The sequence below is a fragment of the Actinomadura fibrosa genome, assembly GCF_900659615.1.
In the GTDB taxonomy this organism is placed as follows: Bacteria; Actinomycetota; Actinomycetes; order Streptosporangiales; family Streptosporangiaceae; genus Spirillospora; species Spirillospora fibrosa.
On sequence record NZ_CAACUY010000293.1, the window covers coordinates 1 to 9,757 of the forward strand.

Here is a 9,757-nt window from a genome sequence, read left to right on the forward strand (position 1 = left end):
TGGAGGAGGTGGCCCGGCAGGCGAAGCACTAGGACGTTCCCGCGGCGGGCTGTCCAGCAAGATTCATCTGGCCGCCGACGGCCGCTGTCGGGTGCTGTCCTTCCTGGTCACTCCCGGTCAGTGGGGTGACAGCCCGCAGTTCGTCGCGGTCCTGGACGCCATCGGTGTCGCACGGCTGGGGCCGGGCCGCCCACGCCGCCGTCCCGATCATGTGCTGGCCGACAAGGCCTACTCCTCGCGGGCCAACCGGGCGTATCTGCGGCGACGCGGGATCGCGCACACCATCCCGGTGCCGGCCGACCAGCGGCAGCACCGCCACGACCGCGGACGCCGCGGTGGACGCCCGCCCGGCTTCGACCCCGAGCGCTACAAGCAACGCAACACCGTCGAACGCGCCATCAACCGCCTCAAGCAGTTCCGCGCCGTCGCAACCCGCTTCGACAAACGCGGCTATCTGTTCACCGGCACCATCACCATCGCCGTCCTGCTCATCTGGCTACGCACCTGATCCAAGAAACAGGCTCTAGGCGGTTGTCGATGGTGGGGTGTGCGGCCTCGGGTGGGTCTTCGGTGTTGAGGCCGACGGTGTACTCGTCCCAGTGGCAAGCTTCCAGCCCGTGGCGGGCGGCGTCGCGTAGCTGGCGTCGGCCCCGCTGGGCGCGTGTTCTGCGGTGTCCGCGAGGGGAGCTGACCACCGCCACGTAGTGGGTGCCGGTGCAGAGCCCTGGGGAGTTCAGCGCGGCGGCGCCCCGGTAGAGATAGAGGGCGACCTTCTCACTGCCCTTCGCGGACGTCCAAGTGCCGTCCAACGCGGTCTTCTACGCGCCGAGGCGGACGCCGTTGGTAACCACCGCCCCGAGCCTGGTCGGAAACGGGGCACTGCGGCAGGCTTCCCCCGGACGGCGCGGCGCGTCGTCCGGGCCGCTGCCTCACTGACGTCCTCTTGGCGCTGTGTGCCTCGCTTCCCGCAGAGAAGAGATGCGCCGCGATCCTCGTCAGAACGTGTGAAGCTCGTCAGCCGGCAGACACTCCCACGCATCTCGCGCCAGCTCGCGCACCGTCAAGACCGGGCGCGTGAGAACGACGTCTCCGGCCCGCTGTACACGTACGGTGAGTCCAAGGTCCATCGAGGCGGGGTTGGCGTCATAGGTGTAGCGGAGATCCAGCCCCTTGGCCTCAGTGTGGTCGCAGATCCACCTCTCCAGCTCTGACGGAACGCGCCCGGTCAAGGGCACACCGTCCAACAGAACCTGCGGTCCGGTCAACGCGTCGACCGCCACGACCTCCAGGCAGTAGATGTCGCTGTAGTGGGTCGTCACGCCCAACGTGGAGAACTGGAACCATCGCGGCCTGAAGGGCGGCGACCACTGATCCTCGGAAGTAGTGAGAGACCACGGATCACTGTTGTCGATGGAGGAACCCTTGGCGGCGCTGATGGCGTGGGGAGCGAGCGCGTCCGCCACCTCCCTGGAGGTCATCCCGAACCGCAGCGGCCCCACACCGACAGTCGGCGTGAGTGCCCACTGTTCCCGATCCTCGTCCTTCTTGACGTCCCACGGTCCCAAGCCCACATGCGCCCCTTCTGCTTACGGCACAGAGCACCTAAGTGGTGGCCTACCTATACGCTTCAACGTTGACGATCTTCAGCCTCGCAACGGGGCCCACGGAAGCTGAAGCTCAACTTCCGCCGCCCGGATGCTGACTGGCACCGACTGCGCCGACTTCAGCGAGGCCGTGTCCGCGTTTCAGCGAACACACTCAGGAGCCTGCCGATACGCCTCGGCCCGCAGGTAGAGCTCTGTCCGGCCGTTGAGGTACGAGGCCTGGGCTTCATCGGAGATCTTGATGCGGCACCCAGGACGTGAGCGCGGGGGCGGCATGCGGCGCAAGGGTTAGGTCTCGGTTGCCGGGGCGTGTCATCTGGTGCCGGTCGGTCTTGATGACATCTTGATGACAAATGATCAAGGGCCTGATCGGAGCGTGCTTCGATCAGGCCCTTGACCTGCAGATCCCGGGTGGAGCTGAGGGGATTTGAACCCCTCCCCGGACCGCTATCGGGCACCGCCCGTGACCTGCAACGCAGCAAGTCGGATCACAGCTCCCTCCTCACCTTAGGCCCGTGGTGGGCCCAGCACTGGCCGACTCCGAGCCGGTTCACCGCAAGACCGCAAGCAAGATCCGCGATCGCCTGCTAAGTCACGGCGCCCTGCCAGCGAACCGCGAGGTTCGCTCGAACCTGAGCACCTCAACATCTGCCGTCAGCACTCGCGTTAGCTACTCGCCTCACGGCACTCCGTCGCCCCAGGAGCAAACGGCCACACGGCACAAGATCAAGCATCGAAGGTGCGTAGCGACGACTGCCACCACGACCTACCTCAGCTACGCCGTACGTGCCGTGGTTCTCGGCGAGTGGAACCTGATGGCAGAGGCGGATCACAGAAACTCCCGGCTCTAGCGCCTCGACAAGGTCGCTTCGGCTGCTCCACAAGGCAACTCAAACCGGCTAGCCACTGACTACAGTGACCGAAAGCGGTCATGCTCCAATCAGGCCGTGACAACTAAGATCCACTTATGGCGGGCGAGGATGCGCATATCAAGGGTCGAGAGGGGCTTGAGAGAGCCAAGCGTTGGCTCGACAAGTCAACGCGAGTCGCATACGCATGGACCAACGAAGACGAGGGTTTGAAAGAACTTCTCGAATTCGACTGGCCGCATGGCAAAGATTTTTCCTTTGACCTTGGAGGGAAATTTCGTGGCGGCGACCTCGAAGGCGACATGTTCCTCGCGGAAGTCAAGAATTATGACTACGAGATGACTCTACCTAAGCATTACAAGGATTTCCTCGCCAAGTGCTACGTCGCTCTCACTCTGAAGCCTAAACGTTGTAGTCACTTCTTGTGGATCTCCTGGTCTCCTTTTCAAGCACAGAGATGGCATCTTCACACTACCGCCGAAACGGTGAAGGACGCTGTACTTGCCGAACGAGAGAGAATCTTCGGCACCACGGACGAAGCGGAAGCTTTTGCTGCGCTGGACATAGCCACAGTAGCGGGAGTTTCGGAGCGCATCTGGCTTATCACACTATGCAAGCAGCAGGAGAGGCTCGTCATTTCTCCGGACCATTACAGCGAGATTGAGAAGCTCATGAAACTCAAAGAGGGAGCATAGTCGATGTCTTCCGAGTTGACGGCTGCTCTGGCTTCAGCTTACGACCACCCTGAGCCAGAGGATCGCATAACGGCGATAAAAACGGCTGTCAGCCGACAACTCGAACACACCGACCAGGGCGCGACTATTCGACACACCGAATACTTCAATAGCTCCATCGCGCCCGACCTGGTAGTGCGCTGGCCTAGCGAAAATCGAGAGCGCCCCGTCTTCTTGAGGCCCAATCCTTCTCTCAACTGGTTCACCGACGATCTTGAGTGGATATCCCCGACACATCCTCTCGTGATAACGCTCGGTTCACCCAATGAACCGACCAACACAGATCACTTCGAAGGATTGCAAAGGGTTGCCCATAGAAGGAACATCCTAGTAGCTGATCCACCAGCAGTGAGTGAGCTGAGCGAGCGTAGCGGTGAAGAACCGGCAGCCAGCCTCATGGCACAAGCTGTTCTGCGCGGTGGCCGCGGCATCATCGATGAGCAAAGTACTCGCATCGCGATGACGCATACCGTCGACGGCTTCCACGGTGCCGAACGAGTGGACCTGGTCGCTACCCGCCAAGCCACTGAGGTGTTGACCACCCTCCTACGAGAAGACCAGGCGAGTCGCTTGAGTCGCGTCCTCCAGTCAGTATGGGAAGGACATGGCGGCAAGGCAGAGAACTTCCCCGGCACCCGCAACCTATCTGGCCGTATGACTGATGAAGACTTGCATTTCCTTATAGTTAACGTACCAACTACCAGCGTCGATTTCTGGCGGCGGATCGGACGAGGGATCACTGCCAATCAGATTGCTCGCCTCAACCTTGAGGGATACTCAGCCAGCTTGCAAGTTCTGATAGCTGCCAATTCGGATACCCTGCTCACTCGGGGCATCCGAATTTTCTACGAACAGAGCATGCTGGGCGAAGAGGACGATAATCGACTACAGTGGCTGATATCCCGCAGGTGCATCGCCCTCCGGGGCCCTGGGTGGACAGCCTACGTAGCCGCGGACAGCGTGAACGATCTGCCCCGGAAAGCTAAGCATGACGTACCGTCGGTCTCTGAACTACGAACGAGAGCGGATCGATGGGAAGTCAAGGTGGTCAACCTTGAACTGGACGTTGGTGACAGGTTCATCGCATATTCTTCCAAAGGTGACGAGGATGTCCTTCATGACGCTCGGCTAGCTCGGCTCGCTCAAGCAGGCCGCACAAAAGTTCGTCGAGCTACGATTATGATTCCTACTGGTGGTCGCCTTGAGTGTGATTTCACGAGCCTGACCGCGACTGGCCACACCAGTGCAATCTATGCGCTCGGTGACATCTTCAAGTCGGCCCTTCCAGTACTAGTCAAACTAGACAAAGTAGGCGCAACCTATCTCAAGCTCCTGTCCCGAGCGGAGAATCCCGGACCTGCTGCTGAACAAGAGAATCTCTTCTGAGACCCGTCAGAGCCCGACCACTTACGGCGTTCCGATGTCCGACAGCGGGAGCAGAGTAGAAAACCCGCCCGATGGGCCGATTGCTGGCAGATAGTGGTGGTAACCCACGAGCGCTTGAAAGCTAAGCATTGTTGCCATTCTGAAGAGACTTACTGGCTTACCCATCCCAGGCCTTGACGGATCCTAACGGCCAGATCCTGCGGTGTAGCGGCTTCAATAAGGCTCCCGGCTCGTCCTACTGGGAGCATGGCCCACCAGATGTTTGTCTTCTCTCCGTACCAGGTCAGGACACCGGGGAAGTAGTGGCGTAGCTCGGCGATGGCTTGTGCACGGACCTGTGGTGAGGGAGCCGGGAGAGGATTGTTGGCGCCGCTCATGTCAGCGGCGTCCGGCCTGTTCCCATGCCCGCTCCTTGGCGGCAAGCCTTTCCTTGACGGCCTCGACGACTCTCGGAAGGTGCTCGTCGTCGGCTGGGGCGATGGGTCGGCCGATCGGGTGGAGGAAGAACCAGAGCGTTCCGTCTCGTGAGGGGCGGGCGTCGCATCGGATTTCGACGGGTGGGCCGAATGCGCTTGGGATGATGAGTAGCGGCTCGGTGTCTGTGGCTTCGGCGACGTAGCCGTGGGAGTTGACTGCCTGCTTGAGGGCTTGGATGCGGAGGCGTGGGCCTTCGGCCGCGAGGTCTGTGATCGTCGGCATGGGGTGTCTCCTGGGGACTGAGGTGGTGACACCCGTGACGGTAGGAAGGCCGCTTGAGCTGGGTCGATGAGTGTGCCCGAACTTGCCGGGCTATCTGAGCGCCTCAATGGCCGAGGTCAGGAGCTTTCGTGCCATAGCGCCGTAGACCGCCATCGCCGACAGCTCCGTGAACGCCTGGACGTACTCGTGGACCTCGCGAGGCTGGGTGATCGTCAGGTAGGACGACACCAGCTCGACATTGACTTGGTCGTCGTCGAAGACCCAGAAGCCTTCGACCGGCCAGCGGGTCCGCTCGGTCTGTGCCGGGATGATGCCGAGGCTCACGGAGGGTAGAGAGGCGCACGTCATCAGGTGGTCGAGTTGGCCGATGAGGGCCTCGCGGTCGCACACGGCGTTGCGTAGGACGGCCTCTTCGATGATGAAGGCGAAGCGGTGATCGCCCTGGTGGAGGACGTGTTGTCGGCGCATGCGGGCGATGACGGCCTCGTCTACGTCGTCGGGGAGGCTCTGGCGGTGCCTGAGCGAGTGCATGACGGCGGTGGCGTAGGCGCGGGTGTGCAGGAGGCCGGGGACTAGCCATGCCTGGTAGGAGCGGAAGTGCCGGGTCCGCTCGTACAGCGGGAGGCGTGCCTCCTGTTGGTGGCGGAGGCCGGAGCGATGGAGACGGCGCCACTCGATGTACATCGAGTTCACCGCGCGGAGCGAGGCGATCAGGTCGTCGGCCTGGCCCTCGCTGGCGCACGCGGCACACCATGCCCGGATGTCGTCCTCGGAGGGTGGCCGGCGGGCGTGTTCGATGCGGGAGCTCTTGGACTCGTGCCAGCCGCACGCGCGGGCCAGCTCGCGTTTGGTGAGTCCAGCGTCCAGCCTCAGCTCTCGGAGCCGATCGGCCAGGGCTTGCCTGGCCTGCTGGACGCTGGACGAGGGAGACGACACCGGAGCTAGCTCACGCGGGCCGGTAGTCCTGGTGGTCGATGCCGCGCTCCCAGACGGCATCGAACGCCGAGGCGCACAGCTTGATGGTTGCCGCGTCTTCGGCGACTTCTACGCCGGTCGGGCGTCCGTCACCGTCGAAGTGGTTGAACAGGACGAGCCGGTCATCGACCAGCCAGAAGTCGTTGCCCGGCAACGCCAGATCGGACGCGCGCCGTCGAGGTAGCCAGCGGAGCGCTTCCCCGGCCGCGACGTTGGTGAAGGCGTAGGAGTGGGAGTAGCGGATGTACTCGCTCACCGGCTCCGACACCACGCGTGCTCGGCGGACGGTCACTCCGCGGGCGACGGTTTCGGCGATCAGGTTCAGCCAGGGACGCCACCAGGACGCGCGGTCGGCGGGGTCGTAGCGGTGGCCCGCGCGCCATGCGGCGATGCGCTCTTTCTCCGAGTCCACGGTGTAGATGTCGCGCATCTCCAGGTGGACCGCCGATGACGTGGCCGAACGCAGCAGATCACTGTAGGTCGGCGTCACCGCGATTCACCTCCGGGAAGAACTGCATCATGCGTGCCGGGAACCGGATGAGCGTCTCGCCGGGCGGGTTCTCGCCCGTGTCGGCCAGCGTGAACGCCTCGGCGACCTCCCATCCTCGGAGGATGTAGTCGCCGGTTGCCGGGTCTCGCCAGACGGTGGGCGACCCGCCGTCGTCGGACTCTGAGTCTCCACCGAGGAACTCTAGAGCCATCATGAACCTGCCTGGATCTGATGTGCCGGGACTTGCCTGCCGACTGTTTTCGAGCCCACAGCACGGAGCTCCTGGGCGCCGTGGGCAAGCAACACACAGAGAGGTCCTCGCCTCGTCGCGTTCCGTACGTCGGCCTTCGCCCATACGTCTGGCGCCGCACGCACGCAGCCTTGAACAGCCTCCGAGCAGGCAAGGCCTCATCTACAGGACGGCTACCGCTGAAGGACGGCGAATCGGACATCGAGGTCTACCCGGCTGGTGCCTTCCTGACCCGGGCCGATGCCGAGGGCTTGCAGGCCAGATCCAAAGCCGCGGCTTGCTGGGTCGAGGAAGTCCTGATCGCGTTCTGACGGGCATCGAGCCAGCGCCGTCGGTCGACGGGCGGTACCCGAAGTGGGCATCTGTACGGTCGGGTTCCGGAGCATCGCCGTGGCCGGATGCCGTGCGGGCGTGGCATGCTCGCCGTGTGTGCGCCGCTCCGATTCCTCGCGATTTGAGCTGGGACGAGGTGGACCCCTCTCGCCATTCATTCGACCACTCGTCGGCGGCGCTGGTGGTGGTCTCGCTAGGGCCGGCTCAACGTATCCCGCGCCGTCCCGACGTCTCCCTCAGCGACCCGGCGTTGAGTGTCTGGGCCGATGGCGAGGCCAGACTCTGGGCCGACGCCATGTCGCATGCCCTCGCCGAGCGCTACGGCCCTTGGGCGGTGGGCTGGCGCTGGGCTCATGATGAGGGTGACTTCGACGGCGGCCCGGTCGGCGGCTGGTGCTGTCCGCGGGATTCGATCACTGGCCCGGAGGAGACGCTCACCCGTGTCGTCTCGGCGCTGTGCGAGTGGCGCACGTGGTTGGAGAGCCTTACTGGATGGTTCAACGCCCATCCGCTGGAGCTGGCGACGGTCGCTGACCAGCGGATCTTGTGGGAGCAGGCAGCTCGGAACCTGATCTATCGGGTCGTTGACCGGACCGGCTGCGGCAGCGGCTGGTACACGCACTGCCGTCAGGTCCTCACCTGGTTCCTTTGCCGCTGGGACGTGGCAGCCGATGTCGCGCAGGATCTGGTGGATCGAGCGATCGGGGGGCGCTTTCACAGTTGGACCAGTCCCGACACGGTGGTTGTCGGAAACGTCGCCGAACGGCTTGCCTGTTCCTTGCGGCCCGAGGACGCGGCTCATCCCGCCGGGCCCGTGCCAGACCATCTGGAGCGCTGGCTCGCGGTACGTGCGTGCGTGCCTTGGCAGGATGCCCCGGACAGCGGCTCCGAAGGGCCGGTGACACCGTCCCGCGACGGCGCTGCCGAGGACATCCGCGCCTTCGACGGTGCCATAGACCCAGCGCGCGCCGAGGGCCTGCTGGTGGCCCTTGAAATGGCCCGCTCGGACGCGGCGCGTGGTGCCGCTCTGACGTTGGAGCGGCTGCGCGGCTGGCAGCGGCACGTCCTTGGAATGCCGCAGCCGCCCGAGTTCCGTAGCGAGGTGGCCTGGGCCAAGGGCGGCCGGGAACGCTACGGCATCGGCCCCGACACCCCCGACCGCCTCGACGCCTGCCTCGCCGACAGCGCACCCGACAGCCGGCGGCCTGCCCCGTTGATCGCCCGCGCGGCGCGCGCCTACCTCGACGTCTGCTTCTTCCATCCCTTCGCGGACGGCAATGCCCGTGCCGCGTTCCTCGCCCTCACATTCGTCCTCGCCCGCGAGGGCATCATGCTCCACAGCGTGGACCTGCTTCGACGCATCAGCTTTCACGCCGACGATCCCCAGGACGCGATGAGACTGATCCGGTACATCGACGCCCACCTCGCAACAACCCGGTAGATCGTCGCCGCCCGCGACCGCGCACCGCAATAGATGCCGCGGTCCGGACAGTCGGCCGCTCGACCCTCTCCGCGAACAGCGGGCTACCGCCGGCCCACCAGATGAGATGGCGTCTAAGAAGCCGATCACCTGAGTCCAGTCCCGGCTAGCACTATGAATCTCAGCCCCGCAGTTTGCGAGGCGTTCGTGATGCCCTGCGAGCAGCCCTCCTGCCGATGGGTGCTTATTCCTGGCCACCGTCAACGGACTATGTCATCTGCCAGCCCGCCATCGAGCCGCTGTGATGTCGATGACATCGACGGCTCCCCGCTCGCAGCCGACTGCCGTCCCTTACCGGCCTGAGGGCAGCGTCCGCCGTTCGGCGCTGGCTGTACTCAGGCAAGGTCATGTGACGGACGGCCGAGTTATCTGGAGGTGTTCTCGGCGACTCTGGGCGTCGGGGGCCGCCGCTGCACCCTTAGGCATTGATCTCGCACAGCGGTGGGGTGAGCGCTGGGCCACCTTACCTCGACCGCGGTGGTGTGACGTGGGTGATGCTCGGGTTGCCGGGGCGTGCCATCTGGCGTCGGTCGGTCTTGGTGGCATCGTGTCGGCAAATGATCAGAGGCCGATCTAGGATTTCTCCTAAACCGGCCTCTGACCTGCAAATCCCGGGTGGAGCTGAGGGGATTTGAACCCCTGACCCCCTCGATGCGAACGAGGTGCGCTACCGGACTGCGCTACAGCCCCGAGGACTCCGTAAGGTTAGCAAACATCCGGGGGTGTTCGCGCATCGAGCGGCGCGGGTCACTCGCCGACGGCGCGGCGGTCGTCGGCGTACTGGTCGAAGACCTCTTCGGGGGCCGGGAGTTCGATGATCTCGGCGGGGGCGGCGGTCTGGCCGGCGCGGCGGGCTTCGAGGGCCTTGGCGCGGTCGCATGACGTCGCACAGCCGGAACTACTGCCCTACCAATCCGAGCATGTATCACTGATGCTT

At 64.2% G+C, this 9,757-nt stretch carries 9 protein-coding genes and 2 tRNA genes; 4 read left to right on the forward strand and 7 right to left on the reverse strand.

What is annotated here, in order from left to right; all coding sequences use genetic code 11:
- Positions 1 to 508: IS5 family transposase (locus E1300_RS43345; protein WP_131763105.1), on the forward strand; the 508-nt coding region annotated here is incomplete at its 5' end.
- A 487-nt stretch (positions 509 to 995) separates the two neighbouring features.
- Here the strand turns inward: E1300_RS43345 and E1300_RS43350 are convergent.
- Both E1300_RS43350 and E1300_RS50820 read right to left on the reverse strand, forming a co-directional pair.
- Positions 996 to 1,571, reverse strand: a complete 576-nt coding sequence (locus E1300_RS43350; RefSeq protein ID WP_131763106.1) for a hypothetical protein — start codon at positions 1,569 to 1,571, stop codon at positions 996 to 998.
- 445 nt (positions 1,572 to 2,016) lie between these two features.
- A tRNA-Tyr gene (locus E1300_RS50820) sits at positions 2,017 to 2,102 on the reverse strand.
- 469 nt (positions 2,103 to 2,571) lie between these two features.
- Here E1300_RS50820 and E1300_RS43355 point away from each other — a divergent pair.
- Positions 2,572 to 3,168 carry a hypothetical protein gene (locus E1300_RS43355; protein WP_131763107.1) on the forward strand — a complete coding sequence of 199 codons (597 nt, stop codon included), beginning with the start codon at positions 2,572 to 2,574 and terminating at the stop codon, positions 3,166 to 3,168.
- A gap of 3 nt (positions 3,169 to 3,171) precedes the next feature.
- Positions 3,172 to 4,593 carry a hypothetical protein gene (locus E1300_RS43360; protein ID WP_131763108.1) on the forward strand — a complete coding sequence of 474 codons (1,422 nt, stop codon included), beginning with the start codon at positions 3,172 to 3,174 and terminating at the stop codon, positions 4,591 to 4,593.
- Positions 4,594 to 4,971: 378 nt separating this feature from the next.
- Here the strand turns inward: E1300_RS43360 and E1300_RS43370 are convergent, their stop codons facing one another.
- The 4 genes from E1300_RS43370 to E1300_RS43385 all read right to left on the reverse strand — a co-directional run bounded on the left by E1300_RS43370 (position 4,972) and on the right by E1300_RS43385 (position 6,971).
- On the reverse strand, positions 4,972 to 5,292 hold the full coding sequence (locus E1300_RS43370) for a hypothetical protein (RefSeq protein WP_131763110.1): 321 nt from the start codon (positions 5,290 to 5,292) through the stop codon (positions 4,972 to 4,974).
- A 90-nt stretch (positions 5,293 to 5,382) separates the two neighbouring features.
- Entirely contained in the window at positions 5,383 to 6,228 is an 846-nt protein-coding gene (locus tag E1300_RS43375; RefSeq protein WP_242619771.1) for a helix-turn-helix domain-containing protein, read from the reverse strand.
- Positions 6,229 to 6,238: 10 nt separating this feature from the next.
- The gene (locus E1300_RS43380) at positions 6,239 to 6,757 is read right to left on the reverse strand and encodes a DUF6879 family protein (RefSeq protein ID WP_242619772.1); all 519 of its coding nucleotides are present in this window, start codon (positions 6,755 to 6,757) and stop codon (positions 6,239 to 6,241) included.
- Positions 6,738 to 6,971 carry a hypothetical protein gene (locus tag E1300_RS43385; protein WP_207400295.1) on the reverse strand — a complete coding sequence of 78 codons (234 nt, stop codon included), beginning with the start codon at positions 6,969 to 6,971 and terminating at the stop codon, positions 6,738 to 6,740. The genes E1300_RS43380 and E1300_RS43385 overlap by 20 nt, the downstream gene beginning before the upstream one ends.
- A 490-nt stretch (positions 6,972 to 7,461) precedes the next feature.
- Here E1300_RS43385 and E1300_RS43390 point away from each other — a divergent pair, with 490 nt between their 5' ends.
- Positions 7,462 to 8,781: a Fic family protein gene (locus E1300_RS43390; protein WP_207400296.1), complete on the forward strand. Its 1,320-nt coding sequence runs from the start codon at positions 7,462 to 7,464 to the stop codon at positions 8,779 to 8,781.
- A gap of 655 nt (positions 8,782 to 9,436) precedes the next feature.
- Here the strand turns inward: E1300_RS43390 and E1300_RS43395 are convergent.
- Positions 9,437 to 9,510, reverse strand: a tRNA-Ala gene (locus tag E1300_RS43395).
- Positions 9,511 to 9,757: the final 247 nt, after the last annotated feature.

What these genes read in the sequence shown, in the direction of transcription:
- E1300_RS43355 (WP_131763107.1), top strand. Translation starts at nt 2,572, where the DNA reads ATGGCGGGCGAGGATGCGCATATCAAGGGTCGAGAGGGGCTTGAGAGA.
- E1300_RS43360 (WP_131763108.1), top strand. Translation starts at nt 3,172, where the DNA reads ATGTCTTCCGAGTTGACGGCTGCTCTGGCTTCAGCTTACGACCACCCT.
- E1300_RS43370 (WP_131763110.1), bottom strand. Translation starts at nt 5,292, where the DNA reads ATGCCGACGATCACAGACCTCGCGGCCGAAGGCCCACGCCTCCGCATC.
- E1300_RS43385 (WP_207400295.1), bottom strand. Translation starts at nt 6,971, where the DNA reads ATGATGGCTCTAGAGTTCCTCGGTGGAGACTCAGAGTCCGACGACGGC.